27 protein-coding genes and 7 tRNA genes are annotated in these 24,210 nt (G+C 48.1%); 7 read left to right on the forward strand and 27 right to left on the reverse strand.

The features are described from left to right. Positions 1-386 precede the first annotated feature (386 nt). The 11 genes from FCU94_RS01480 to mutY all read right to left on the reverse strand — a co-directional run bounded on the left by FCU94_RS01480 (position 387) and on the right by mutY (position 5,893). Positions 387-462: transfer RNA gene (locus FCU94_RS01480), tRNA-Phe, on the reverse strand. 7 nt (positions 463-469) lie between these two features. After that, positions 470-545 (reverse strand) — tRNA-Thr (locus FCU94_RS01485). A gap of 66 nt (positions 546-611) precedes the next feature. After that, positions 612-687 (reverse strand) — tRNA-Phe (locus FCU94_RS01490). Between the two features lie 221 nt (positions 688-908). Continuing rightward, entirely contained in the window at positions 909-2,534 is a 1,626-nt protein-coding gene (locus FCU94_RS01495) for a methyl-accepting chemotaxis protein (RefSeq protein WP_176286795.1), read from the reverse strand. A 282-nt stretch (positions 2,535-2,816) separates the two neighbouring features. Continuing rightward, positions 2,817-2,892, reverse strand: a tRNA-Asn gene (locus FCU94_RS01500). Positions 2,893-2,936: 44 nt separating this feature from the next. Beyond that, positions 2,937-3,012: transfer RNA gene (locus FCU94_RS01505), tRNA-Phe, on the reverse strand. A 7-nt stretch (positions 3,013-3,019) separates the two neighbouring features. Further along, positions 3,020-3,095: transfer RNA gene (locus FCU94_RS01510), tRNA-Thr, on the reverse strand. 66 nt (positions 3,096-3,161) lie between these two features. Beyond that, positions 3,162-3,237 (reverse strand) — tRNA-Phe (locus FCU94_RS01515). A 102-nt stretch (positions 3,238-3,339) separates the two neighbouring features. Continuing rightward, positions 3,340-4,476 carry a membrane-bound lytic murein transglycosylase MltC gene (gene mltC, locus FCU94_RS01520; protein WP_176286796.1) on the reverse strand — a complete coding sequence of 379 codons (1,137 nt, stop codon included), beginning with the start codon at positions 4,474-4,476 and terminating at the stop codon, positions 3,340-3,342. A 70-nt stretch (positions 4,477-4,546) separates the two neighbouring features. After that, positions 4,547-4,819, reverse strand: a complete 273-nt coding sequence (locus tag FCU94_RS01525) for an oxidative damage protection protein (RefSeq protein WP_176286797.1) — start codon at positions 4,817-4,819, stop codon at positions 4,547-4,549. An 18-nt stretch (positions 4,820-4,837) separates the two neighbouring features. Beyond that, a complete protein-coding gene (gene mutY / locus FCU94_RS01530) occupies positions 4,838-5,893 on the reverse strand; it encodes an A/G-specific adenine glycosylase (RefSeq protein ID WP_176286798.1) in 1,056 nt (351 codons plus the stop codon). A gap of 207 nt (positions 5,894-6,100) precedes the next feature. Here mutY and trmB point away from each other — a divergent pair, with 207 nt between their 5' ends. The 3 genes from trmB to FCU94_RS01545 all read left to right on the forward strand — a co-directional run bounded on the left by trmB (position 6,101) and on the right by FCU94_RS01545 (position 8,513). Next, positions 6,101-6,820: a tRNA (guanosine(46)-N7)-methyltransferase TrmB gene (trmB, locus tag FCU94_RS01535; RefSeq protein WP_176286799.1), complete on the forward strand. Its 720-nt coding sequence runs from the start codon at positions 6,101-6,103 to the stop codon at positions 6,818-6,820. Positions 6,821-6,936: 116 nt separating this feature from the next. Next, positions 6,937-7,857, forward strand: a complete 921-nt coding sequence (gene glsB, locus FCU94_RS01540) for a glutaminase B (protein WP_176286800.1) — start codon at positions 6,937-6,939, stop codon at positions 7,855-7,857. Positions 7,858-7,886: 29 nt separating this feature from the next. Further along, entirely contained in the window at positions 7,887-8,513 is a 627-nt protein-coding gene (locus tag FCU94_RS01545) for a DNA-3-methyladenine glycosylase family protein (RefSeq protein ID WP_176286801.1), read from the forward strand. Here the strand turns inward: FCU94_RS01545 and hemW are convergent. Genes hemW through FCU94_RS01580 form a run of 7 tightly spaced genes read right to left on the reverse strand, consistent with a single transcriptional unit; the run spans position 8,510 to position 13,254 of the window. Next, the gene (hemW, locus tag FCU94_RS01550; protein ID WP_176286802.1) at positions 8,510-9,688 is read right to left on the reverse strand and encodes a radical SAM family heme chaperone HemW; all 1,179 of its coding nucleotides are present in this window, start codon (positions 9,686-9,688) and stop codon (positions 8,510-8,512) included. The genes FCU94_RS01545 and hemW overlap by 4 nt on opposite strands. After that, the gene (locus tag FCU94_RS01555) at positions 9,688-10,290 is read right to left on the reverse strand and encodes an XTP/dITP diphosphatase (protein WP_176286803.1); all 603 of its coding nucleotides are present in this window, start codon (positions 10,288-10,290) and stop codon (positions 9,688-9,690) included. The genes hemW and FCU94_RS01555 overlap by 1 nt, the downstream gene beginning before the upstream one ends. Positions 10,291-10,315: 25 nt before the next feature. After that, the gene (locus tag FCU94_RS01560) at positions 10,316-10,747 is read right to left on the reverse strand and encodes a DUF4426 domain-containing protein (RefSeq protein ID WP_176286804.1); all 432 of its coding nucleotides are present in this window, start codon (positions 10,745-10,747) and stop codon (positions 10,316-10,318) included. Between the two features lie 36 nt (positions 10,748-10,783). Beyond that, the gene (yggU, locus tag FCU94_RS01565) at positions 10,784-11,074 is read right to left on the reverse strand and encodes a DUF167 family protein YggU (protein WP_176286805.1); all 291 of its coding nucleotides are present in this window, start codon (positions 11,072-11,074) and stop codon (positions 10,784-10,786) included. Further along, entirely contained in the window at positions 11,074-11,631 is a 558-nt protein-coding gene (locus FCU94_RS01570) for a YggT family protein (RefSeq protein ID WP_176286806.1), read from the reverse strand. The genes yggU and FCU94_RS01570 overlap by 1 nt, the downstream gene beginning before the upstream one ends. Before the next feature lie 37 nt (positions 11,632-11,668). Continuing rightward, a complete protein-coding gene (gene proC / locus FCU94_RS01575; RefSeq protein ID WP_176286807.1) occupies positions 11,669-12,487 on the reverse strand; it encodes a pyrroline-5-carboxylate reductase in 819 nt (272 codons plus the stop codon). 41 nt (positions 12,488-12,528) lie between these two features. Beyond that, on the reverse strand, positions 12,529-13,254 hold the full coding sequence (locus FCU94_RS01580) for a YggS family pyridoxal phosphate-dependent enzyme (protein ID WP_176286808.1): 726 nt from the start codon (positions 13,252-13,254) through the stop codon (positions 12,529-12,531). Positions 13,255-13,279: 25 nt separating this feature from the next. Here FCU94_RS01580 and FCU94_RS01585 point away from each other — a divergent pair, with 25 nt between their 5' ends. Both FCU94_RS01585 and FCU94_RS01590 read left to right on the forward strand, forming a co-directional pair. Beyond that, positions 13,280-14,317, forward strand: coding sequence for a type IV pilus twitching motility protein PilT (locus FCU94_RS01585; protein ID WP_176286809.1), 1,038 nt, complete (start codon positions 13,280-13,282; stop codon positions 14,315-14,317). Positions 14,318-14,330: 13 nt separating this feature from the next. Next, complete coding sequence (locus FCU94_RS01590) at positions 14,331-15,437, forward strand: PilT/PilU family type 4a pilus ATPase (RefSeq protein ID WP_176286810.1); 1,107 nt, start codon at positions 14,331-14,333, stop codon at positions 15,435-15,437. Between the two features lie 37 nt (positions 15,438-15,474). Here the strand turns inward: FCU94_RS01590 and FCU94_RS01595 are convergent, their stop codons facing one another. From FCU94_RS01595 to FCU94_RS01605, 3 genes are read right to left on the reverse strand one after another with little or no spacing between them, the layout of a single operon-like run. Further along, positions 15,475-15,630: a FeoB-associated Cys-rich membrane protein gene (locus FCU94_RS01595; RefSeq protein WP_176286811.1), complete on the reverse strand. Its 156-nt coding sequence runs from the start codon at positions 15,628-15,630 to the stop codon at positions 15,475-15,477. A gap of 1 nt (position 15,631) precedes the next feature. Further along, positions 15,632-18,133, reverse strand: a complete 2,502-nt coding sequence (gene feoB / locus FCU94_RS01600) for a ferrous iron transport protein B (protein ID WP_176286812.1) — start codon at positions 18,131-18,133, stop codon at positions 15,632-15,634. A gap of 10 nt (positions 18,134-18,143) precedes the next feature. Then, positions 18,144-18,377, reverse strand: a complete 234-nt coding sequence (locus FCU94_RS01605) for a FeoA family protein (RefSeq protein ID WP_255199219.1) — start codon at positions 18,375-18,377, stop codon at positions 18,144-18,146. A gap of 219 nt (positions 18,378-18,596) precedes the next feature. Between FCU94_RS01605 and FCU94_RS01610 the strand changes: the two genes are divergently transcribed. Continuing rightward, positions 18,597-18,908, forward strand: coding sequence for a hypothetical protein (locus FCU94_RS01610; protein WP_176286814.1), 312 nt, complete (start codon positions 18,597-18,599; stop codon positions 18,906-18,908). 23 nt (positions 18,909-18,931) lie between these two features. Continuing rightward, entirely contained in the window at positions 18,932-19,717 is a 786-nt protein-coding gene (locus FCU94_RS01615; protein ID WP_176286815.1) for a DUF4198 domain-containing protein, read from the forward strand. 72 nt (positions 19,718-19,789) lie between these two features. On the opposite strand, the gene ruvX is transcribed toward FCU94_RS01615, so the two are convergent. From ruvX to FCU94_RS01645, 6 genes are all read right to left on the reverse strand, one after another. Next, on the reverse strand, positions 19,790-20,215 hold the full coding sequence (gene ruvX, locus FCU94_RS01620; protein ID WP_176286816.1) for a Holliday junction resolvase RuvX: 426 nt from the start codon (positions 20,213-20,215) through the stop codon (positions 19,790-19,792). Between the two features lie 17 nt (positions 20,216-20,232). Beyond that, positions 20,233-20,796 (reverse strand): YqgE/AlgH family protein, encoded by a 564-nt coding sequence (locus FCU94_RS01625; RefSeq protein WP_176286817.1) that lies wholly within the window; start codon positions 20,794-20,796, stop codon positions 20,233-20,235. 50 nt (positions 20,797-20,846) lie between these two features. Next, positions 20,847-21,794 (reverse strand): glutathione synthase, encoded by a 948-nt coding sequence (gene gshB / locus FCU94_RS01630; protein WP_176286818.1) that lies wholly within the window; start codon positions 21,792-21,794, stop codon positions 20,847-20,849. Positions 21,795-21,807: 13 nt separating this feature from the next. Further along, positions 21,808-22,539, reverse strand: coding sequence for a 16S rRNA (uracil(1498)-N(3))-methyltransferase (gene rsmE, locus FCU94_RS01635; protein WP_176286819.1), 732 nt, complete (start codon positions 22,537-22,539; stop codon positions 21,808-21,810). A gap of 78 nt (positions 22,540-22,617) precedes the next feature. Beyond that, positions 22,618-23,115 carry a SprT family zinc-dependent metalloprotease gene (locus FCU94_RS01640; protein WP_176286820.1) on the reverse strand — a complete coding sequence of 166 codons (498 nt, stop codon included), beginning with the start codon at positions 23,113-23,115 and terminating at the stop codon, positions 22,618-22,620. Positions 23,116-23,184: 69 nt separating this feature from the next. Further along, complete coding sequence (locus tag FCU94_RS01645) at positions 23,185-23,982, reverse strand: DUF2189 domain-containing protein (RefSeq protein WP_176286821.1); 798 nt, start codon at positions 23,980-23,982, stop codon at positions 23,185-23,187. Between the last annotated feature and the right edge of the window lie 228 nt (positions 23,983-24,210).

Here is a 24,210-nt window from a genome sequence, read left to right on the forward strand (position 1 = left end):
GTTCGTTTTATAAAGTTTTGAGCGCTTAATTGACTCATTTCATCTGTTTGTCATCTTAGTGTAGAACTTGTTAACCAAATAGCGACCAGGATTCTTTTTATGACACGGATTAAATTTTAGGGTAAAAATAAGTGCTGATTACGCTAACAAATGCATAACATTTAAGTGGTTGAGAGTGGTTTTATTCGCAGAAAGCAGGGAGAAAGAAGGAGCGTCGTAAGGTGTGGATACAAAAAAGCCAAGTCTTGCGACTTGGCTTTTGAAAGTGGCTCCTCCTGCTGGGCTCGAACCAGCGACCTGAGAATGGTGCCGACTACCGGAATCGAACTGGTGACCTACTGAACTATTCTGTCTGTGTCTTGCCATTGAGCAAGCGCACCAAATAATGGTGCCTCGAGGCGGAATCGAACCACCGACACGAGGATTTTCAATCCTCTGCTCTACCGACTGAGCTATCGAGGCAAGAGAATGGTGCCGACTACCGGAATCGAACTGGTGACCTACTGATTACAAGTCAGTTGCTCTACCTACTGAGCTAAGTCGGCCTACTCTATTCTTTGTGCTTTTGTCCGTGAGATAACATTTTGCTAAAACACCAACAAATCAAATTGTGGTGCCCGGAGGCGGAATCGAACCACCGACACGAGGATTTTCAATCCTCTGCTCTACCGACTGAGCTATCCGGGCGACGAGGTGTATTAAAATGCTTTTCGTGCTTTAGGTCAACATCAAAATGCAAAAAAAATATCGTTTGTTGTTTTTCTATACTTAATGGGCTGTTTTTATCCATTTTGGCCAACAAGTGTATAAATGGCAACAACAGTAGCAGACGATATTTTGTTAAATAGTTTGCATTGAAGGGAATAAAAGCACGCGAAGAGGCGTGCTTTTATTGTGTCTAGGCTTGATTAGTGCTTAACCGTAAACTTACTCACCCAGGTTTCCAGTTCATTCGCTAACTGAGCGAGGCTTTGAGTGCTGTTGTGGCTTTCGGTCACCACTCCGCTTAGTTGATTGCCGTTTTCTTCTATGAGATTGATACGCTGCGAAATATCGTCACTGACCTGAGTCTGTTCTGCCGCTGCGGTAGCGATTTGGTGGCTCATTTGAGTAATGGACTCTAGCGCGACAACAATCTGTTGCAATGCCTCTGAAGCGTTTTGAGATTCGTGTACAGTGCTCTCGCTGGTTTCTGCACAAACTTCCATGGTCTGAATCGCATTGCGCGAGCCCTCCTGGAGATTGGTGATCATTTGTTGGATCTCTTTAGTGCTGTCTTGAGTTCTTCCCGCTAAGTTACGAACCTCGTCAGCAACAACCGCAAAGCCACGGCCTTGTTCGCCCGCGCGCGCGGCTTCGATAGCGGCATTGAGAGCGAGAAGGTTAGTTTGTTCGGCAATGTCCCCAATCACATCTAGTACTTTGACAATGCTATTCACGTTGGTATCGAGGTCAGCGACAGCTTTACTGGCCGCATTGAGTTGGTTCGCGAGCCCTTGGATATTGTCGACCGTATTGTGGATTAAGTGTTGGGTATGTTGGCTCTGCTTGTCTGCTTCGTCGGTGTTTTTAGCGGTATCACTAGCGGAATCGGCAACATTGTTCGCTGATGAAGCCATCTCGGTCATTGCCGTCGCAATCATAGCGGTTGATTGTTGTTGCGAGTCGGTTAATTGGGCAATACTCGCCGAGCGTTCTTCTACCTGAGCCAGCTCACTGCGTAGTGCGTGCATTGAACCATCGAGGTTCTCGACCAGTTTGGCTAGCGAAAGGCTCATTTGCTGTACGGCTTCATAAATACTGCCTTGTGCAGCTGGCTCAGCAAACGACGTTTGAATGTTACCATTTGCGACGTCTTGCACCGCATTGCGCACATCTTGTGGTTCTCCTCCCAAGAGCGCAAGCATGCGACGAATCGAAAAAATCAACGTCGCGAGTATTGCCGAAGCGATGATCAAACACAGCATTAACTGCCACTGGGCGGTCGCCCAAAAACGCGCATTCACTTCGTTAAAGCCGATTCCCGTACCGACAACCCAATTCCAGCGAGGCGTTTTCTTGGCGATCGATAGCTTTTCTTCGATACTGCCGTCTGCTTGCTTTTGAGTCCAAGTGTACTCGACCAGTTGACCGGTTTGACGCCCCAATACATCTTGAATTAATTGGCCAACGCTATCGCCATTGCCATCTTTAAAATCGTGAAAGCTGGTTCCATGCAGTTGTGGGTCGAGTGGGGTGGCGATGAAGGTCATCTTCTCATCGGCAACATAAACGTATTCATTGTCTTTGTAGATATTGTTACGTAGTAAGCGGGTGGCCATCGATTTTGCCTGTTGGTCGGAGAGTGTGCCATCCGCCGCCATTTTCTCTACTTCCGTTAAGATGCTGTAGGCACTATTGAAAAGCTCCGTGACACGCGCTTTATTGTCGAGGTTACTTGCAACGCGCAGCGTCCACAATCCTGTCGCCGTCAGTGCAAGCAAAGCGATTAAGATAATTCCTGATAGCAAATAAGCTTGTGTCCTTAATTTCATATGATGCTCGCTTTTTGTTCGTTTTATAAAGTTTTGAGCGCTTAATTGACTCATTTCATCTGTTTGTCATCTTAGTGTAGAACTTGTTAACCAAATAGCGACCAGGATTCTTTTTATGACACGGATTAAATTTTAGGGTAAAAATAAGTGCTGATTACGCTAACAAATGCATAACATTTAAGTGGTTGAGAGTGGTTTTATTCGCAGAAAGCAGGGAGAAAGAAGGAGCGTCGTAAGGTGTGGATACAAAAAAGCCAAGTCTTGCGACTTGGCTTTTGAAAGTGGCTCCTCCTGCTGGGCTCGAACCAGCGACCTGCGGATTAACAGTCCGTCGCTCTACCAACTGAGCTAAGGAGGAACTATTCTGTCTGTGTCTTGCCATTGAGCAAGCGCACCAAATAATGGTGCCTCGAGGCGGAATCGAACCACCGACACGAGGATTTTCAATCCTCTGCTCTACCGACTGAGCTATCGAGGCAAAAGAATGGTGCCGACTACCGGAATCGAACTGGTGACCTACTGATTACAAGTCAGTTGCTCTACCTACTGAGCTAAGTCGGCACACTGTATTCTTTGTGCTTTTGTCCGTGAGATAACATTTTGCTAAAACACCAACAAATCAAATTGTGGTGCCCGGAGGCGGAATCGAACCACCGACACGAGGATTTTCAATCCTCTGCTCTACCGACTGAGCTATCCGGGCAACGGAGCGCTATTAAACGGATTTTCCGCTTTGCCGTCAACTTGTTTTTAGAAAAAACTTCAAAAAAGTGGCCGAGTGCTGATTATTTAGGCGTTTTTACGCTTATGACTTACCAGAATTGAAATCCTTCTTGAATTTAGTCACTTTTTCAAGATAACGACGCGCTTCTGCATTGGGGTGTTTTTTGGTTAATGCCCAATATACTTGATTGGGTTGCAATGAGTTGAGGTCGCGCATCGCGCGTTTTCTGTCGCTTCGGTTAAACGTGTTTAACACGCCCCCCGTTCCCCCGTTGTAAGCAGAGATCATACTGTACTCGAGAGACAGTGGGTGGCTGACATCTTTTAAGTAGCGATTTTTGAGAATGTAAAAGTAGGCAGTACCGGTATCGATATTGTTCTCAGGGTTGAACAAGTATTCGGGGCTGGGTTGGCCTGACTTTTTCTTTACTAGCTTGAACACATCCTTACCAGCGGTTTTGGGCACAACTTGCATTAAGCCATAGGCGTTAGCCCAACTAACTGCATAAGGATTAAAGCTACTTTCGGTTTTGATGATCGCGTAGATCAAGTCTTCAGGGATGTCATACTTGCGCGAAGCGCGTTGGACGATATCGGCGTACTTGTAGCTGCGTATCTCAAACTGCTCGGCAACCATTGGGATTTCGACATAGTACGCTTTTTTAAAATCGACATCTTTAACTTTAAGCTTGTTGGCGATCAGGTATTCAGCAAAGCGGTTTGCGCGCCAACTCCATTGAATCGGTTTATTATCTTGGTCGACGACTTGGCGATAGAGGAAAGGTTGGCCTTCTAGGGTAATCTCTTTGGAGGAGAAAAGATCGACACTTGCCGGATCGTCGGGAGTGAGAAGCGTGGTAATAATGGCATTTTTAAGATGCCCTTTGGGATCAGTAGGTGATACGGTTTCGACCGTAATGAGCCCTTTATCGAAGTTGACTTCTGAGCGGCTGAGGTAGTTATCGATGTACTTAACGTAGTTGCTTTTACCCGCAAATTTGACTTCGCTGCGTCCCCAGCGTTTCTCAATATTACCGGAAAAACTGCTGATTAATGCATCAAGCGCGGCGGTATCTTTTGCAAACTGACCGGGAAGTTCGGCCAAGTTTTTGGCAAAACGATTGGTCGGCTCGTAGTTGATATCATAAATGTCTTCAATGAACTCTCGGCTACAGCCTGATAGAGCCAACATCAGCAGTACGTACGCGAACTTTCTCATAGTATCCCTAAAAAAATGACATCACTGCAGGCAATGATGTCATCTCTTATTCGTCACTCTCTACCCAGCGTTACTCGCTAGGCGGTGTGTACCCTTCGATATGAACTTCTTTGCCCTCGAACAAGAAGTTAACCATTTCAGTTTCGATCAACTTACGGTGTTCAGGATCCATCATATTGAGTTTTTTTTCATTGATCAGCATGGTTTGCTTGTGTTGCCACTGCGCCCACGCCTCTTTAGAAATATTATCAAAAATACGCTTGCCGAGTTCACCCGGATAAAGTTGAAAGTCGAGACCTTCGGCTTCTTTTTGTAGTCGAGCACAAAATACAGTGCGGCTCATAACGACTCCTTAGACTAATTAAATGTGAAGCTCTGACGGTAAGCTTTGCAGCAGTTGTTTGACTGGTGCAGCTAAACCGATCGCTTCCGGTTGGGATAAGTTATACCAAAGACCTTTGTCTGCTTCCATTATCACATCAGGTTGCTTTGATAGGTCTACCAAAATTGGTGTGATATCGAGATGGTAGTGGCTAAACGTGTGACGAAACGCGATCAGCTGACTTTGGCGTTTGATATGTTGGTCGGTGATACCACGCTTAGGCAACAGGTCAGCCCATTGTGCCTCTGAGTCTTCGGGAAAACAGAACAGACCGCCCCAAATCCCGCTTTGTGGACGCTGCTCCAGCCAAACCTCTCCGTCGTGGTGCAACATAACGAACCAAGTTTCTTTGATAGGTTTTTCTTTCTTCGGTTTTTTACCCGGATAATCGAGTGGGTTGCCCTGTTTGTTGGCTTGACATAGAGACGCAACGGGGCACAAGCCGCATTTGGGTTTACTGCGGGTACATACCATGGCCCCCATATCCATCATGGCTTGATTGTACTTGTCGACATCTCGGTTTGGGGTATGTTGCTCTGCGTATTGCCATAGTTGGTTCTCGACTTTTTTTTGCCCAGGCCATCCGGGCACCGCAAAGCAGCGTGCTAATGTGCGTTTGACGTTGCCGTCTAAGATCGCGTGAGGCTGTTTATAGACCGAAGAGAGCACCGCTGCGGCTGTCGAGCGGCCGATACCCGGTAGGGCGTTCAGTTGCTCGATTTCTAGCGGAAATTCACCTTGATACTGCTCTGCGACGATTTGCGCCGCCTTATGTAAGTTGCGCGCGCGCGCGTAATACCCAAGGCCGGTCCACAGATGTAGAACTTCATCTTGGTCGGCCTGGGCGAGATCAATCACCGTGGGAAAGCGCGCGAGAAAACGCTCATAATACGGGATGACGGTAGCCACTTGGGTTTGTTGCAACATAATTTCCGACAGCCACACACTATATGCGGTTTTATTTTGCTGCCAAGGTAGGCTTTTACGCCCATAGTTTTCGTACCACTCTAAGATGGCTTTAGCGAAAGGAGTCACGACATGCTCTATGGTTTAGTTTTAATCAGGCCAAATTAACCACAATTGGGCGTTAAAGTACAACCGACAAACAGTGAGGGTATAGAGAGTGGGCCGCATCCATTCTGTTGCAATGGATCAAATACGCTAAAAAACTTGCACCAATGGCGATTCTTTGGATAATCACAATCCCTTTGAGTCGAGACCAATTTTTAAACAGGCAATATCATGAGTGAAGTGACCACTAACGAATACAACGAAGACGGTAAACTGATACGCAAAGTTCGCAGCTTTGTTCGACGCGAAGGTCGCTTGACCAAAGGTCAAGAAAGCGCGATGAAAGAGTGCTGGCCGACCATGGGGATTGACTACCAAGATAAGCCACTTGATTGGAAACAAGTGTTTGGTAATGACAATCCAGTGGTGTTGGAAATTGGTTTCGGTATGGGCGCGTCATTGGTCGAAATGGCCAAAAATGCCCCAGAGAAAAACTTCATCGGTATTGAAGTACATAGCCCAGGCGTCGGTGCCTGTTTGTCGGATGCGCGTGACGCAGGTGTCACCAACCTACGTGTGATGTGTCACGATGCGGTTGAAGTGTTTGCCAACATGATCCCAGATAGCAGCTTGGCAACCCTGCAGCTGTTCTTCCCTGATCCGTGGCACAAAAAACGTCACCACAAACGTCGTATTGTTCAGTTGGACTTTGCTGAGATGGTTCGCCAGAAATTGATCGTCGGCGAAGGGATCTTCCATATGGCGACCGACTGGGAAAATTACGCTGAGCATATGATTGAAGTTATGAACCAAGCGCCAGGTTTTGAAAACATTGCGACTGACGGTGATTTTGTCCCTCGTCCTGATGATCGCCCGCTCACTAAATTTGAGGCGCGTGGTCATCGTCTTGGTCATGGCGTATGGGACATTAAGTTCAAACGCAGCAAATAATGATTGACTGAGTTATTGTTAACCAGCACACTTTACTAAAGCCAACACCACTGCGGATGTTGGCTTTTTTGACCCTATAAGAAAAATAATAAGCCTTTGAAAAATAGAGGTAACTCATGAAGCCAACCCCTGAGATTCTTGCCGAAATTCTTGATGAAGTTCGCCCTTTAATTGGCCACGGAAAAGTCGCTGATTACATTCCTGCATTGGCGAAAGTTCCTGCCCACAAGCTTGGTATCGCTGTGTTTACTAATCAAGGTGAAGTGATAAAAGCGGGCGATACGGACGAAGCGTTTTCGATTCAGTCTATTTCAAAAGCCCTTAGCCTAACCTTGGCGATGGGGCTGTATAAACCGGAAGAAATATGGTCACGCGTCGGCAAAGAACCGTCAGGACAGGCATTCAACTCTCTGATTCAGCTTGAAATGGAGCAGGGGATCCCACGTAACCCTTTCATTAATGCCGGGGCGATAGTGGTCGCTGATTTGCTCAATAGTCGTTTATCGGCGCCGCGTCAGCGATTGCTGGAGTTTGTGCGTCAGTTATCCGGCGACACCCATATTTGTTATGACAAAGTGGTGGCAGCGTCGGAAATGATGCACAGTGACCGCAATGCTGCCATTGCCTATCTGATGCGCTCATTTGGCAACTTTGAAAACGAAGTGATTCCGGTGCTCAATAACTACTTCCACGCCTGTGCTCTTAAGATGAGCTGTGTCGATTTAGCAAAAACATTTAGCTACTTGGCCAACAAAGGCACCTCAGTGCAAACTGGAAAAGCCGTGATTACGCCCACTCAAACTAAACAACTTAACGCCTTGTTAGCCACTTGTGGTTTATACGATGGTGCGGGCGAGTTTGCTTATCGAGTGGGGATGCCGGGTAAATCTGGTGTCGGAGGCGGCATAATGGCGGTCGTGCCGGGAGAGATGACCATCGCAGTGTGGTCTCCTGAACTGGATCCGTCAGGCAATTCACTGGCCGGGACCAAGGCACTTGAGTTGTTATCAGAGCGGATAGGCCGCTCAATATTCTAGAATAACAATAGAGTGCGCAAGGAGGCGAGATGACACGACAACATTCTGACCATATTCATGCCGACTTATTGGATAAGCTCATCGCCTACCCTGTGGTGCACGCGATGGTGGCCAGTAATGGCCCGCAGCAAGTTGATAAGCAGCCACCAGAGCGGTTTCTGGCCTATTTAAGCCGAGCGGTAGCAGGGCAACAACTGTCGGTGACGGCGGCGAAAACCATTTGGAGCCGAGTGGAAGTTCAAGCAGACTCAAATGGGTTAGAGGCTTTGCTGGTGGAGCAACACTACGACGCGCTCAGGAAGTGCGGACTCTCCAATGCTAAAGTCAAAACCTTGCTAGGCATTAACCAGGCGTTGAGTAATGGCACAATTTGCCCTTCAATATTTCAAAGTGATGACGCCGAGTTTATTACCCAGCAGTTAGTTCAACTGTGGGGTGTCGGGCAGTGGACCGCCGAAATGGCGCTGATGTTTTTCTTTGCTCATCCTGATGTATGGTCTGCAGGGGATGTAGCGCTAACACGCGGGTTAGAAAGCCTCGCTCAACAGCAAGGCGTCAGTGGTGAAGAGATCCTTCAAGCCGTAACGCCTTATCGCACTTACTTTGCGCTCCATGTTTGGGCTGTGCTTGATGCAGAGCTCATGAAAAAAGATTAGTTTTCTTCTGTCATAAAGGCTTCGAGCAAGTCGTTGAGGAACAATTTGCCTTTCTGGGTGACTTGCCAATGAGCGTCACTTTCATCGATATAGCCTCTATCGATAGCCCAATCCATCGTCTGCTTAATCGCCTCCAGCCCGAGCCCTGTGGTATCCAAAAAGTCTTGTTTTGGGCACGCTTCTAGTAAACGGAAGCGGTTCATAAAGAACTCAAAAGGTCGCTCTTGAGCCTCAACATTGATTTCGCTATCCAAGTAAGGTTTGACCATGTTTTGATACGCCGCCAAGTAGCCTTTGGGGTGCTTAACTTTGGTTGTTCGGACAATTCGTCCATCAGAAAAACTGAGCTTACCGTGCGCCCCGCAACCTATTCCCAAGTAGTCACCAAAGCGCCAGTAATTAAGATTATGCTGACATTGGTAGCCCGGCTTACTGTAACCCGAGATCTCGTACTGAACGTAACCAGCGGCGGCGAGTTTCTGATGACCGAGTTCGAAGATGTCCCATAGGGCGTCATCGTCCGGTAACGTTGGTGGTTTGGAGTAAAAGAGGGTGTTGGGCTCAATAGTGAGCTGATACCAAGATAGGTGCGGTGGATCCAGTTCGATCGCTTTTTCAAGATCAGCAAGCGCTTGGTCGACGGATTGATCAGGTAAACCGTGCATCAAGTCGAGGTTGAAGCTGTTGAGGCCGATTTTATGGGCAAGGTGGGCGGCATTGACCGCTTCATCTTGGCCGTGAATTCGCCCCAACCGCTCAAGTTTTGCTTGCTCAAAGCTCTGCACGCCGATGGAGATGCGCGTTACCCCCGCTTTTCGATAGCCACTGAAGCGCTCGGCTTCAATTGTACCTGGGTTCGCCTCCATAGTTATTTCTATGCCTTGCTGAAAAGGGATGCGGTGCTCAATCCCTTGCAGCAGCGTTGCAATACCCTCAGCAGAGATAAGGCTAGGTGTGCCACCACCGATAAAAATCGAGTGTAGCGGACGCGGGTTAGCCGATAATTGATAACGTTCGATGTCACTGTCCAAGTCTTCAAGCAGTGCTGCGATGTACTCTTGCTCTGGAATGTCATTTTTTAGCGCGTGCGAGTTGAAATCACAATACGGGCACTTCTGTACACACCAAGGGATATGGACGTAAAGGCTGAGCGCAGGAGGCGTGAGTTGGTTCATTAATTCTGCTCTGCAAGGGTCGCAAACAGTTGTTTGAGCGCTTTGCCACGGTGAGACAGCTGTTTCTTGCGTGCTGGTTCTAGTTCAGCCGAAGCGCACTTGTCTTCAGGTACGTAAAACACCGGGTCGTAACCAAAACCATTGTCACCGTGTGCCTGGGTTAAGATTCGCCCTTCCCATTTTCCATGACAAACGATAGGGGTAGGATCGTGTTCATGGCGCATCAACACGAGCACGCAATGGAAGCGTGCTGTGCGTTCAGCTTCTGGTACGTCTTGTAGTGCGCTGAGTAGTTTCTCAAGATTTTCTTGGTCGGTTGCGTGTTCACCGGCGTAACGCGCCGAGTAAATACCGGGAGCACCTTGCAGGTAGTCGACTTCTAGGCCTGAGTCATCAGCAATAGCGGGTAAGCCAGTTTCCTTGGCGGCATGACGAGCCTTTATAATGGCATTTTCGATAAAAGTGGTCCCAGTTTCGGCCACTTCAGAGACGTTGAACTCGCTTTGCGCGACCACATCAAAACCGAAATCGGCCAGCAGGTCAGCCATTTCGCGTACTTTACCTTGATTGCCAGTGGCGAGGACAATTTTATTGGTTTTCATCGTATGATCGTTCACTTGTTGGTTACTATTCTTCTACGTAAAATTTCTGGCTGAACTTTAATGTGCCAGCGCCTTTAATGCCAGCATTAACATCAAGATTAAAGGTCAGTTGTTCTTGATCAGAGATAGGGAATTCAGCCAAGTAGTAGATAGCGTCCCCTTCTTTGACTTGTCTAAACTGCAACTCGCGGGTTTGGCCAATCAGATTTCGAGCGCTGCCAGATAGCGTTGCGGTGGTTGCGGGCTTTCCCGCTTGGGAATTATCCAGCACGCTGATATTAATAATCGCTGAGTAGCCATTGCGTTTGAGTTGGTAGCTGCGAGCGACTTTGGCCGTTAAAAACGTTGAGTTGAACGCAGAATAGTGAACTTCAACGTCTTTGATGGTTTTGAACTGCCCAGCCCAAGTTGGCATGGCAAACAGCGCGGTCAGTAATAACGTTGTCCATCGTTTCATCGTGTTTCCTTATGGTTATTATCAAAACAAAAGCCATCATAGGATGGCTTTTATCTCAGTTGGAATCTGTTTGGGAGCGGTGACGCGCACTTGTTTATGACGCCCTAACTCTCCTTTTTCGATACTAATCAGTCCTTTCGCGACCTTAAACTGTTTGGCGAGAAACTTGCTCAAGTGCGCATTGGCTTTACCATCGACGGGGGGAGCGGTAATCGCTACTTTTAGCTCGTCGCCATGCTGGCCGACAATTTTGTCGCGGCTTGCTTTCGGTTGGATGTAGAGGCGAAGCAGTAAGTCTTCGCCTTGATACCAAACAGCTTGAGACATTATAGCTGATACCAGATTGGTCCGATCAAGTCGCCCATTAAGAAGTTGGCGAACTGCAATGCGATAAACAGCACTAATACGCTAAGGTCAAATCCGCCCATTGCTGGAATAATGCGGCGGATAGGCGCAAGCATTGGCTCGGTTAACTGGTGGAACACGTATTCAATTGGGCTGCGACCTTGGCTGACCCAACTTAGGATCGCGCGGATCAATAGCACCCAAAATAGTAGGCCACCTGCCGCTTTAACCAGCGATAGTAGACCTAAGAATAAAAAGTCAGCGCTGAAAGAAACCGAACCATTGGAGGCGAGTAAAATCAGTGCGACGAACTTGAGTACACAAAGTACATAGGCAAACAGCAGTGTTGCCAAATCGATACTGCCGAGCGAAGGAATAACGCGACGCAGAGGTGCGACCACCGGCTGTGTCGCTTTTACAATGAACTGAGAAAACGGGTTGTAGAAGTCAGCCCGTGCAGCTTGCAACCAGATCCGTAAGATCACCACCATGATGTAGAGATCAAACAGGGTGGAAATCAGAAAACTCATTGAATTCATAGGTAACCCTTATTAGCGAGAGCAAGTGCTCTGGTGTTTAAAATTGTTTTTCCATCTCTTCAGCGCGCGCGACTGCCGCTTGCATCGCTTTGGCTACTATATCTGAAAGTTGATGTTGGTTGAACGTTCGCAGCGCTTCTGCGGTAGTACCACCTTTAGAGGTGACGTTTTCACGTAAGGTGGAAAGCTCGCTTTGTGGGTTTTCGACCACCATACTGGCTGCACCTAACGCCGCTTGTTGCACCAAAAGTCGCGCTGTGTGCTTATCGAACCCTTGAGCAATGGCTTCTGCTTGCATCGCTTCCATAAAGAGAAAGAAGTATGCGGGCGCGCTGCCTGCGGCGGCAATCACGTTGTTGATACCTGACTCTTGTTCGACCCAACACACTTTTCCACACGACTCCATCAGCTTAGCCGCAAACGCTTTATCGGCTTGGTTGACTCCATGCGGAGCAAACAAACCGCTCATGCCTAAGCCAAGTTGAGAGGGTGTGTTGGGCATAACGCGAACTAAGTTCACGGTTTGTCCCAGCATCTGCATCAGGCGGTCGCAACTAATGCCCGCAGCAATCGAGATTACCAGCTTGCCCGATAAATCTAAGCCTTTGAACGGTTCACACACTTGTTCCATCATTTGCGGCTTGACTGAAAGCACAACAACCTCTGCCTCTTTGACGGCACAAAGATTATCGCTGGTGGTGCGGATAGCGTATTCTTGCTCAAGGGGTAAACGGCGCGTTTCAGAAGGCGCTGTGGCCGTAATAAGCTCCGCTGGGTATCCGTCAGACACTAATCCCGCGACGATAGCACTGACCATGTTTCCCGCGCCAATAAAGGCAATCTTTTTGTGTTCCATTGAGAATTCTATCCTTATCTATACAAACTGAGTCATCAAGATTAACTCATCGAGTTGCGGCGAGAGTAATCACGCGCACCAAAAATGGCGGTACCAATTCGTACCATGGTGGATCCCGCTGTGATTGCCGCTTCCATATCGCCGCTCATTCCCATCGATAGTGTATCGATGTTCTGCTCTGGCAAGCGTTGCGTGAGTTTTTGTTGCAACTGCGCCAAGTGAGTAAAGGCGGCGAGCTGCGATTGATAGTCAGGCACGTTGGCAGGAATCGACATCAATCCTCTTAACGTGAGGTTGGGTAGGGTAGAAATCAACTCTGCAAGAGCAAACACTTCTTCATCGCTGGTACCTGATTTCGAGGTTTCGCCACTCGTGTTGACTTGAATTAACACTTGCAGCGGCGCCATCCCTTCAGGTCTTTGGTCATTGAGTCGCTGGGCTATCTTGCTACGGTCGATGCTGTGGACCCAAGCAAACTTTTCGGCAACGTGGCGTGATTTATTGGATTGAATCGGGCCGATAAAGTGCCATTCTAGCGGCAAATCAGGGTGGTGTTGGTTAAAGTAGTCGACTTTATCCACCCCTTCTTGGACGTAGTTTTCGCCAAACGCGCGCTGGCCCGCCTCGGCGGCAGCGAGTATCGCTTCTACTGGCTTAGTTTTACTCACCGCGAGAAGTTGCACTGTGTCTCGACCGCGTCCACACTTTTGTTGTGCACTCTCAATCTGTGAGGTGATCTGTTCAATGTTTTGTTGAATACTAGTCATAGCAGATTTTACTTAAGGATTTTAAATGGATATCGCTGAGTTACTGGATTTTAGTGTAAAGCATAATGCGTCAGATCTACATCTTTCTGCTGGAGTATCTCCAATGGTGCGGATCGACGGTGAAGTTCGCAAGCTGGGCGTACCGGCTTTTAATCACGCGGACGTCCATCGCTTGGTATTTGATATTATGAATGACGCGCAGCGCAGTGAGTTTGAAGAAAGACTGGAGGTCGACTTCTCTTTTGAACTGCCGGATGTGGGACGTTTTCGTGTCAACGCCTTCAATCAGTCGCGTGGCTGTGCAGCCGTGTTCCGTACTATTCCGACTGAGATTCCTACTCTCGAACAACTCGACACTCCGGCCATCTTTGAAACCATTGCCAATATGGAAAAAGGGCTAGTGCTAGTGACCGGACCAACAGGCTCGGGTAAGTCGACGACGTTGGCGGCGATGGTGGACCATATCAATCGTCAACACAACAAGCATATTCTCACCATCGAAGACCCAATTGAGTTTGTCCATAGCAATGACAAGTGCTTGATAAACCAGCGCGAAGTCCATCGCGATACCCATAGCTTCAACAATGCTCTGCGCAGTGCTTTGCGTGAAGATCCGGACGTGATCTTAGTCGGTGAGTTACGTGATCAAGAGACGATCAGTTTAGCCTTAACGGCTGCCGAAACTGGCCATTTGGTGTTTGGCACCTTGCATACGAGTTCGGCGGCGAAAACCATCGACCGAATCATTGATGTCTTCCCCGGTAGTGACAAAGAGATGGTGCGCTCAATGCTATCCGAATCACTCAAAGCCGTGATTGCACAAAAACTGTTAAAACGCATCGGTGGTGGGCGCGTGGCTTGCCATGAGATTATGATGGCGACGCCTGCGATTCGAAACTTAATCCGTGAAGATAAAGTCGCGCAAATGATGTCGGTGATTCAAACGGGCGCGGCGCATGGCATGCAAACTATGGAGCAAAATGCCAAACAGTTGCTGGCTCAGGGGTTAGTTGAACAAGCTGAAGTCGCGAAGAAAATCGAACTCGAAACCACCATGTTCTGAGCAGGATAGCCCTATGGATAGTGATCTCTATTTACAAAAAATGATCGAACAGAAGAGTTCAGACCTGTATATCACGGTTGGCGCGCCGATTTTGTATCGTGTCGATGGCGAGCTAAAAGCGGAAGGAGAGAAGCTCTCTCACGCCATGGTCACTTCTCTTATTGAAGGTATGATGGACACTAGCCGCCAACACGATTTTCATTCCAGTAAAGAGGCTAATTTTGCCATCGTACGTCATTTTGGCCGCTTTCGCGTTTCCGCTTTTTATCAGCGAGAGCAGCCTGGCGCGGTGATTCGCCGGATAGAAACTCATATTCCAAGTTTTGATGAATTGAAACTACCTGAGGTCTTAAAGTCGCTATCCATGGCCAAGCGAGGCTTAGTATTAGTGGTTGGGGCGACAGGATCTGGGAAATCAACCACAATGGCGGCGATGACTGGCTATCGTAATCAAAACAGCAGCGGTCATATCCTCACCGTGGAAGACCCGATTGAGTTTGTTCATGAGCACCAAGGTTGTATTGTCACCCAGCGTGAAGTGGGGCTGGATACGCAAAGTTATGAAGTAGCGCTCAAGAATTCTCTCCGTCAAGCCCCAGACATGATTCTGATTGGTGAAATCCGCTCGCGTGAGACCATGGAATACGCGATGACCTTTGCTGAGACAGGGCACCTTTGTATGGCGACGCTGCACGCGAACAACGCCAATCAAGCTCTAGAGCGTATTTTGCATCTAGTACCTAAAGAGCAAAAAGAGCAGTTTCTATTTGATTTATCGATGAACCTGCGCGGTGTAATTGGTCAGCAACTGGTTCGTGATAAAAGTGGCCATGGACGCCATGGGGCATTTGAGGTGCTACTTAACACGCCCCGTATCAGTGATTTGATTCGTCGCGGGGATTTGCACGAGCTGAAATCGGCGATGACAAAATCAACTCAATCCGGGATGCAGACATTTGATCAAGCCCTTTATCAACTGGTAGTGGAAGGTAAAATTGGCGAAGAGGATGCATTGCATAGCGCTGATTCGGCTAACGATTTGCGTATTATGCTTAAGACGCAACGTGGGGAGAGCTTGGCTAGTGGCTCTTTGAGTAATGTAAAGATTGACATGGATTAAACAGTGCCCTGCTTACTGCAGGGCGCTGTTTTCACGCCTAAAGCGTCTTGTCTTGCGCGCTCGGGCACCCGCCACAACCATTGCCGCAACTGGCTTTTCTCTTCACTAACCGGATGTACAGATAGAGGACGGCGACGCTCACTATGGCGATTAACGCAAGCACATCCAAGACGGCATTATGTTGTTCGAACATGCTATTTCTCGACGATTTTAATTGGAATGGGTTGCCCCTGTTTTTTCTGTTGCGCGTTGTCACGCAGACCAACCATCAGTAAAACGGCTAAGGCCGAAAAGTAGGTAAGAGACATCACTTGGATGCCACTTAACGCCAAGCGTGTGCCGATCGTGTAGACAAGTGTGGCAACCGTAAAGCCGAGCATGGTGGGTAACACCATAGATAGGAGCATCCACTTATACTCACCAGTCTGTACTTTTATCATCATTACAGTGGCAAGACAGGGAGGGTACAAGATAAAAAACAGGATCAGCGCAACGGCGGCGACTTCTCCATGAGAGGCCAGCTCATCCGACTCCGCCATACGTTGCTCGAGTTTTTGATTGCTCTCTTCGTCGGCTTGAAACAGCACCCCTAAAGTTGCAACGCTGCTCTCACGAGCGGCGAACGAAGAAAAAAGCGCGACGTTGATCTTCCAATCGAAGCCTGCATATTGTGTCACAGGTTCTAAAGCCCGGCCAAAGCTACCTAACAACGAGGCTTCAAGACGCCTCTCCTTCATTTCTCGCCGAATTCTCTTTCTTTCTGAAGCCAGTTTTCTGAGTGCTTTATTGAGTTTGGCTGCCTCTTTACCCCCTTTTCTTGCCGAAATAGCGTAGTAGAGCGGATGGCGAGATTGAAAGCTATCATTGACAGATTGCGACGCAGCGGCGCCTTTGGCATTGAGTTTTGCTGCGCGGTAGTCTGTGTAAAAGTTGACCAAATCAGTCAGCGACTGCTCGTCAAATACATCGGCGTATTGGGTGGTTTGCGCCGCTTTTTGAAAGCGAGCGACGGCTTGTTCCGCTCTGGCTTGGAACGCTTGTTGTTCTTGCTCAGGAACGCCAGGAAATTGCAGCAGCACGAAAATGACTGTAGAGACGGCCAGGACAATGGTGCCCACTTTGCGTATGTACATCCAAGTTCTTTCCAGTGAACGCGTCACCACACTGCGCGCCGTAGGAAGGTTGTAACGCGGCAACTCCATGACGAATGGCGCTTGCTCGGTGCGACGTAGTACGGATTGGGTCAATAGCTTTGCGACCAGTAGGGCTGCGATAATGGAAATTGTCGAAATGTAGAATGTCATCAGAGACTTGTTTTCAACAAAGAAAATACCGAGCAGCAAGGTATATAAAGGCACTTTCGCCAAACAGTTCATGTAAGGCACGGTGAGAATCGTCGCAATACGGGCACGATTATCGGGAATGCCTTTGGTTGCCATGACGCCCGGTACCGCGCATCCGCCAGCAAAGACCCCCGCGAGAATCATCGGCAGGGTGCTTTGGCCATGAAGGCCAAAACGGTTGAGTACCCGATCTGAAATAAACGCAATTCTGGCCATGTAGCCAGAGTCTTCAATGATAGCGATAAGCGCAAACAAGATTAGAAAGATAGGAATATAGTTGAGCAATGTGTTGGCTGAGTCGACAATCCACAGACCGAGCGATCGAAGATAAGGATCGTGGAGAAAACCCGCGTCGGGTAATATCCCCGCAATGAGCTCTCTACACCCTGCCAGATAGGGCCACCAGTAGTTGGTGAGCTCATATCCATACACGATGGAACTTTGATAAATGATGAAAACCGTGGCGATAAGAAACAGTGGCGCACCAAACTTATTGAGAACGATTTTGTCAATTTTATCGCTCACAGACAGTGTTTCGATTGGGTGCTGAGGCAGGCGAGTGCAATCTTCCACGACCTCAGATACATATAGATGTCGCTGAGCAACAATGTAATCACTGACGCTGCCCGTTAATTTCGCGTCAATGCGCTGAAGAGAGCGTTCGACCTTTGCGCTCAACTGCTCAGCTTGCTGCTCAGACAGCTGGTCTTGCAACCACTCATCGATATGACTATCGCGCTCTAGTAGCCGTAGAGCAAGCCAGCGATGCGCATCGCTTTGATTGGGAATAGCCACATCGAGCCAATCTGTGAGTGAAGAAAGCTCGGGCTCTATCTGCGGATAATCGATCGGCTTAGTGCGCTTTTGAGCGTTGAGCACAGCCGCGCTGATCTGCTCTTCTCCTTTTCCTTTCCTACCGATACATTCCGCGACGGGGACGCCAATTTGTTTGCTTAACGCATCAGAATCGATATCAATGCCAGCGGCTTGAGCAACGTCCATCATGTTGAGGGCCACAGCCATCGGCTGTCCCATCTCTATCAGTTGTAAGGTTAAGTGCAAAGAGCGCTTAAGGTTGGCCGCATCGACCACGTTGAGAACTACATCTGGTGATTCTTGTCGCAGGGCATCGCGCGCCACCCTCTCTTCTAGTGAGTAGCAGCTTAAGCTATACGTTCCCGGGAGGTCTACGAGCTGGTATGTGTCGCAGTTTAATGAAAAATAGCCTGTCTTTTTGTCTACAGTGACGCCTGGGTAGTTAGCCACATGTTGCCTCGCCCCCGTCAGCATATTGAAAATCGTCGATTTCCCCGCGTTTTGTTGGCCTGCCAGTAGTACTTTTTTTCGTTGCATTACGATTTCCTTACGACAGCGCGGCCAAGCGTACGATGACGGTGTCGGCTTCTGTTTTTCTGATCACGACGCTAGTCGCGCCCACTCTAAACTCAAAAGGGTCACGCAGTGGCGCTTTACGAATCAACTTGATTTGAGATTGTGGAATCAGCCCTAAATCAAGCAAGCGTTGGCGAATTGAGCCGCTAGATTGATGAGAAACAATCGTCGCGCTTTCTCCAATAGATAGTTGGCTTAAGGTCATTTTCATTTCATAACAGTGAATAATTTTTTGTTATCGAGATTGTAAACAATGTGCAGAAAACTAATTCAACAATATCCGGTGCATAGATGATTTATATCAATGAATATGTTTTTAATAATCATTCTCACTTCCATTTGTTTTTTTCAGTCGTTAATCTCCCGACATAAAATTGAGATGCATTCTCAATATCCTTTTAAAAAGCTCAAAATGGACCAATAAATGAAACCTAAAACTCTACTGCTACTGATGAGCGTGCTACTCCCGAACGCAGCACTGGCTCACACCCCGTTATTTTCATGTTATGACTTCGGCGACAATACCATCTTATGTGAAGGTGGCTTTTCTGATGGATCTTCGGCATCAGGGGTAGAAGTGCTGGTGGTTGATGGCGCGAACCAGGCACTAATTAAAAGTGAGATTAACCAAGAGGGTGAAATTGAATTTGCAAAACCTGCCGGTGATTACAAAGTTCAGTTTAACGCCGGGCCAGGGCATTCGATAGAAGTCGATGGCAAGAATATTGTTGAATAATCAAAGAAACTTAGGATGAAAAAATGAAAAAGTTATCTCTAGCGGTTGGCTTAACAGCGCTCTCTTTGTCGGCGGCTTCTCAGGCGCATTTTCTACTAATGTATACGCCGACTTCTCAAATTGAATCACCGACAACCGTCGATATGAAAGTGGTGTTTGGCCACCCAATGGATAATGGCCATGTAATGGATATAGAAAAGCCCGAAGCGTTAACGGTCACGTTCAAAGGCAAGCAGACGGATTTATTGGATAAGTTGCAACCCATCGAATGGAAAGGGCCTGATAATAAGGCTAAAGCGTTTGAGTTGGAGTACAAAATCCGTCGTAACGGTGATTACATTTTTGCCGCAACCCCCGCCCCTTATTATGAAGGCGGTGAAGATATCTATATCCAACAAATCACCAAGCGTTACATCAACAAGGGTGGTCTGCCGACAGGATGGGAGGAGCCGTTGGGTTTGAAGACGGAGATTGTGCCAAAGAACAAACCTTATCAAATCCTTGCTGGTAGCACGTTTACCGGGCAACTTCTCTCTGAAGGTCAGCCAGCGGCAGGAGTTGAGTGTGAGATTGAGTTTCTAAACACAGATATTGACAGCAAAGCGAATGCATTTGCTCAAGGCACCCATCGTAATACGCCAGCGTCTGCGCTTGTCGCGATCACCGATGACAACGGTATGTTTACTTTTGGTGTGCCAAAAGCAGGCAAGTGGGGATTTGCGTGTTTAGGCTCTGGGCCTGACAAAGAGTTCCAAGGTAAAGAGTTGTCGCAAGACGCGGTACTTTGGATTGAAGCGCAAGATCTATAAACTCAATATAATAACCAAGCTGGCTCTTTCGCCAGCTTGGTTAGGTTGTGACCGCGCTAGAGAGTCTCTTACTCATTCACCCCATTGCGTTTCAAACCAGCTTTCTAAAATGACCACCGCCGACTGGCAGTCTACGTTGCCTTTGCTCAAGGCTTTATAACCGCCCATGGCAAACAAGTCTGCTCTGGCTTCCGTGGTCGAGAGCCTTTCGTCATGCAGCTCAACCGGAAGACCAAAACGACCATGCAAGCGGTTGGCAAATTTTTTTGCGCGCGGTGTAATGGCCTCTAGGTCGCGTCCATGCAAGTCAGTCGGCAGCCCCACCACGAGTAAATTAGGTTGCCACTCTTTTATCTGCTTTTCTATGTCATCCCAGTTAGGAATGCCATCGTTGGCTTTAAACGCTTTCAGTGGTGAAGCTGTACCAGTTACCTCTTGTCCGATGGCACTACCAATACTCTTAGTGCCAAAGTCAAAAGCCATTATCGTTCTAGACATAGTGTTTGTTCTTTTTATTAAGCGTGACCAATATCGCTCGAGAGTTGGGCCACATCGATGCCAAGCATTTTCACTGCTTTTTGCCAGCGTTCGTTGATCGGGGTGTCGAACATCACATCAGGGTCTGCCTCAACAGTGAGCCATGAGTTCTCCGACAGTTCCGTTTCAAGTTGCCCTGGTTCCCAGCCAGCGTAACCCAGTGCAACCAAGTAGTGGTTAGGCTCGGCATCGGTGCCGAGAACGCCAAGAATATCACGCGACGTGGTGACCGAAATTTGGTCGGTCATGCGAATGCTCGACTCGTACTCATCTTTGGGTTGATGCAAGATAAACCCGCGGTCTTCTGATACTGGCCCGCCGTTCAACACTGGTTTGTCTAAGCTTTCAGTTAGGCGTTTAGGATGCGCGGATTGAACATCGACCTTTTCTAGCATCTTACCTATAGTGATGTCGATGGGAGCGTTAATCATCAAACCCATAGCGCCCTCTTCGTTGTGCTCGCACACATAAATGACACTACGTTGAAAGTAGGGATCTTTCATCCCCGGCATAGCCACTAAAAAATGGTTGGTTAAATTCATAGAGACTCCCGCGTAATGAGGGCAACGAAAATGCGTTGCCCAAATCAGTATTAGGCTTTCAAACGACGCTCAATGGCGTCCATCAGTTTGCCAGTAATTGACACATCAAAGGCCGCTTCAATCTCACGAATGCAAGTTGGGCTAGTCACATTGATTTCTGTCAGCTTGTCACCAATAACGTCGAGACCTACAAAAATCAGTCCTTTTTCTTTAAGTGTAGGCGCTACGGCGGCAGCGATCTGTTTATCTGTTTCACTCAGCGGTCGTGCTTCACCGCGACCACCTGCCGCTAAGTTACCGCGAGTCTCGCCTTTGGCTGGAATTCGCGCTAAGCAGTAAGGCATCGGTTCGCCGTCAACAACGAGAATACGTTTGTCGCCATTGCTGATATCGGGCACGAATGTCTGCGCCATCGCGTAGTTTTGACCGTGGTTGGTGAGGGTTTCGATGATCACTGAAACGTTGGGATCGTTGGCTTTAACGCGGAAAATAGAGGCACCGCCCATTCCATCGAGAGGCTTGAGGATCACATCGCCATGCTCTTCACGGAAGGCCTTAATTTTTTCCGCTTTACGCGTCACAATTGTCGTCGGCGTAAGCTCTGGGAACCAAGCGGTAAAGAGCTTCTCATTGCAGTCACGCAGACTTTGCGGTTTGTTGACGATCAGTGTGCCTTGCTCTTCAGCGCGCTCAAGAATGTAGGTAGCGTAGATATATTCAGTATCAAACGGAGGATCTTTACGCATCAACACAGCATCTAGCTCAGAAAGCTCAATGGTTTGTTCAGATTTAAACTCGTACCAACCATTTGGATCTTCTTTGAGCTCAACAACCTTGGTATCTGCAATCGCGACACCTTGGTCAAGATGAAGGTCATTCATCTCCATATAGTGGATTTCATAGCCGCGTCGCTGCGCTTCAAGCATCATGGCAAAGCTAGAGTCTTTCTTGATGTTAATGGACGCAATTGGGTCCATTACAATGCCTAATTTGATCATTCTTTTTCTCCGTTTAACCAAGATCGCCGAAACGAACTTGCAAGGCTGTAATTGCAGTAAGAGCCGCGGTTTCCGTGCGCAGTACGCGTGGGCCGAGCAACGTCTCTTCAAATTTGTAGTTTTCTGTCATGCTGATTTCTTCAGCAGACAAACCACCTTCAGGACCGATTAACAGGCGCACTTTTTCTACTGGCGTGGGTAGGGTGTTAATTGAGTACTGTGCACGTGGATGAAGGTTGAGCTTCAAACCGTCGTATTCTTCACCACACCATTCTTCAAGCTGCATGATTGGGCGAATCTCGGGAACCGTATTACGACCACACTGCTCACAGGCACTGATGGCGATTTTTTGCCATTGGGCGAGTTTCTTTTCAAAGCGTTTCTGATCGAGTTTGACACCGCATCGCTCAGAAATAAGAGGGGTAATGGTGTTGACGCCGAGTTCGACCGATTTTTGAATGGTGAACTCCATTTTGTCACCACGTGAAATGACCTGCCCTAAGTGCAAGTCGAGTGGTGATTCACTGCTGCGCTCAACGCGCTGTTTGAGCTCAACTTCGACGTTTTTTTTCGACACGTGACTGATCTCGGCTGGAAACTCAGCGCCCTGGCCGTCGAACAGTATCACTTGCTGGCCCTGCTTCATTCTCAAAACGCGTCCGATATGGCCCGCGGCGTCTTCGCTAAGGGCGAGAGTGCCTAACTGAGTGATGGTTTGAGGATGATAAATTCGAGGGATGCGCATTGTGTACCGGTTTCCAGCATGAGAGTTAATTACCCATTAACATGGATGCTTTGCGATGAAAAAACAAGGGGATCGCTATTAGGATAATTGGCGGCCAGTAAAACTGAGCGACTGGTGGCACTGCTGACATCGATATACGGCTTGGTTGCGTAGTACTTTATTGTGGCGTCGAATCGAGAGCGGGTAGTGGTCACAGGCACACCGGTACTCGAAAGTTTTGCCTTGTACTGAGGTAACGGCAAAATTGTGGGTTGTCTTCGCGGGGGCTTTAAACAGCGACTCCATTATCCCTTGCCACTCTTTACCGTGGGGTTTAACCCGACCATACACTTGATAGGCGACCAAATGGGCGACTTCATGAGGGATAACTTCGCGTAAAAACGCCGTTTGGTTTTCTCGGTAGAGTACTGGATTAAGACGTACTTCATTGAGCTGCAAATAAGCCTTGCCCGCTGTTTTACCGCGCAGTTTGAAACTGAGTCTAGGGATTGGAAACTGACGCTGAAAGTGCTGTGATGCGGTGCGGATGCAACTCGAAATGGTTTGCATCGCACGGTATTCATTTTCTATGTCCAAGTTAGACTCCAATAAAAACGCCCCTGTTAGCAGAGGCGAATCATATACCGGATTGTGTTAGCTTGCGACTTAAGGGTGATGTTTCTTTTTGATGATCTCGTGATAAGCGTGCCAAGTCGCGTAGCCTAAGATAGGCATAGTAAATAGCATGCCTATTCCATAGGTCGCAAAGCCGACTAAGATACCGCCACAAATGAGTGCGGCCCAAACAATCATGGCTGGAATGTTTGACTTAACCGCGTTGAAGCTTGAAAACACGGCGGTCATCATATCGACGCGGCGTTCCATCATGAGTGGGATAGAGAAGGCGGAAATGCTAAATACCACGCAAGCCAACACCAATCCCACCAAAGATCCAATCACCAAAAATGGCATAAACTCGCTCAGTGGTGCGCCTTGTACCGAGGGGTAGAGCGCATGGAGCAGTGCGGCGATTCGCATCCAAAAAATCATACACACGGCGAGCATCACTGCAAATGCCCACTGCGACGTTGAGTTACGACCTATCGCTTTCATAGAATGGAGTAAACTTGCGCTGTGGCCTTTTTCACGCTCCCAACTGGCATCATAAAGCCCTAGGGCCAAGAAAGGGCCGATTAGCATGTAGACGACCAAACTGGGCATCACGACGAGGTGAGTCCCTTGCCATTGCACGAGTAATACGATTCCTATTGCCGCGGCCATAAAGCACAGGCCGTAAAAAGCACTGATCAGTGGCATACGCACGAAGTCGTGCAGACCGAGCGATAGCCAGTGGAAGGGGGCAGAAATACTCACTTGATTGCACGGTATTGTACGTGCGTATTCTGAATCTTTGACTTCCTTATGTTTTGCATCGAAGCCATCTGGGTTCACCGTACGAGGCATAACTCCTCCTTGATCGATTCTCTACCTACACCCGCTTCAATAAAGTGGATGAATGAAACTCGATGCCCGGCTTGGCGACGTCATAAGCGGCGCATCAGTTATTACCTGTTTACGCAAATCACCGCCGAGGCGATTCTTTTTGTTAACATATTTTTAACTATTGACCGCTTGGCACAAAAATACAAATTTCTCCGCGCTTTTTTCACATACAAAAAGAGCGCCTGATAA

It is taken from the genome of Vibrio sp. JPW-9-11-11 (assembly GCF_013369335.1).
GTDB lineage: Bacteria > Pseudomonadota > Gammaproteobacteria > Enterobacterales > Vibrionaceae > Vibrio.

What these genes read in the sequence shown, in the direction of transcription:
- FCU94_RS01495 (WP_176286795.1), bottom strand. Translation starts at nt 2,534, where the DNA reads ATGAAATTAAGGACACAAGCTTATTTGCTATCAGGAATTATCTTAATC.
- FCU94_RS01545 (WP_176286801.1), top strand. Translation starts at nt 7,887, where the DNA reads ATGACACGACAACATTCTGACCATATTCATGCCGACTTATTGGATAAG.
- FCU94_RS01555 (WP_176286803.1), bottom strand. Translation starts at nt 10,290, where the DNA reads ATGAAAACCAATAAAATTGTCCTCGCCACTGGCAATCAAGGTAAAGTA.
- ruvX (WP_176286816.1), bottom strand. Translation starts at nt 20,215, where the DNA reads ATGTCTAGAACGATAATGGCTTTTGACTTTGGCACTAAGAGTATTGGT.
- FCU94_RS01595 (WP_176286811.1), bottom strand. Translation starts at nt 15,630, where the DNA reads ATGTTCGAACAACATAATGCCGTCTTGGATGTGCTTGCGTTAATCGCC.
- FCU94_RS01560 (WP_176286804.1), bottom strand. Translation starts at nt 10,747, where the DNA reads ATGAAACGATGGACAACGTTATTACTGACCGCGCTGTTTGCCATGCCA.
- trmB (WP_176286799.1), top strand. Translation starts at nt 6,101, where the DNA reads ATGAGTGAAGTGACCACTAACGAATACAACGAAGACGGTAAACTGATA.
- FCU94_RS01525 (WP_176286797.1), bottom strand. Translation starts at nt 4,819, where the DNA reads ATGAGCCGCACTGTATTTTGTGCTCGACTACAAAAAGAAGCCGAAGGT.
- FCU94_RS01615 (WP_176286815.1), top strand. Translation starts at nt 18,932, where the DNA reads ATGAAAAAGTTATCTCTAGCGGTTGGCTTAACAGCGCTCTCTTTGTCG.
- FCU94_RS01610 (WP_176286814.1), top strand. Translation starts at nt 18,597, where the DNA reads ATGAAACCTAAAACTCTACTGCTACTGATGAGCGTGCTACTCCCGAAC.
- FCU94_RS01570 (WP_176286806.1), bottom strand. Translation starts at nt 11,631, where the DNA reads ATGAATTCAATGAGTTTTCTGATTTCCACCCTGTTTGATCTCTACATC.
- yggU (WP_176286805.1), bottom strand. Translation starts at nt 11,074, where the DNA reads ATGTCTCAAGCTGTTTGGTATCAAGGCGAAGACTTACTGCTTCGCCTC.
- proC (WP_176286807.1), bottom strand. Translation starts at nt 12,487, where the DNA reads ATGGAACACAAAAAGATTGCCTTTATTGGCGCGGGAAACATGGTCAGT.
- hemW (WP_176286802.1), bottom strand. Translation starts at nt 9,688, where the DNA reads ATGAACCAACTCACGCCTCCTGCGCTCAGCCTTTACGTCCATATCCCT.
- FCU94_RS01625 (WP_176286817.1), bottom strand. Translation starts at nt 20,796, where the DNA reads ATGAATTTAACCAACCATTTTTTAGTGGCTATGCCGGGGATGAAAGAT.
- glsB (WP_176286800.1), top strand. Translation starts at nt 6,937, where the DNA reads ATGAAGCCAACCCCTGAGATTCTTGCCGAAATTCTTGATGAAGTTCGC.
- FCU94_RS01590 (WP_176286810.1), top strand. Translation starts at nt 14,331, where the DNA reads ATGGATAGTGATCTCTATTTACAAAAAATGATCGAACAGAAGAGTTCA.
- mltC (WP_176286796.1), bottom strand. Translation starts at nt 4,476, where the DNA reads ATGAGAAAGTTCGCGTACGTACTGCTGATGTTGGCTCTATCAGGCTGT.
- gshB (WP_176286818.1), bottom strand. Translation starts at nt 21,794, where the DNA reads ATGATCAAATTAGGCATTGTAATGGACCCAATTGCGTCCATTAACATC.
- FCU94_RS01585 (WP_176286809.1), top strand. Translation starts at nt 13,280, where the DNA reads ATGGATATCGCTGAGTTACTGGATTTTAGTGTAAAGCATAATGCGTCA.
- FCU94_RS01645 (WP_176286821.1), bottom strand. Translation starts at nt 23,982, where the DNA reads ATGCCTCGTACGGTGAACCCAGATGGCTTCGATGCAAAACATAAGGAA.
- FCU94_RS01605 (WP_255199219.1), bottom strand. Translation starts at nt 18,377, where the DNA reads ATGACCTTAAGCCAACTATCTATTGGAGAAAGCGCGACGATTGTTTCT.
- FCU94_RS01580 (WP_176286808.1), bottom strand. Translation starts at nt 13,254, where the DNA reads ATGACTAGTATTCAACAAAACATTGAACAGATCACCTCACAGATTGAG.
- rsmE (WP_176286819.1), bottom strand. Translation starts at nt 22,539, where the DNA reads ATGCGCATCCCTCGAATTTATCATCCTCAAACCATCACTCAGTTAGGC.
- feoB (WP_176286812.1), bottom strand. Translation starts at nt 18,133, where the DNA reads ATGCAACGAAAAAAAGTACTACTGGCAGGCCAACAAAACGCGGGGAAA.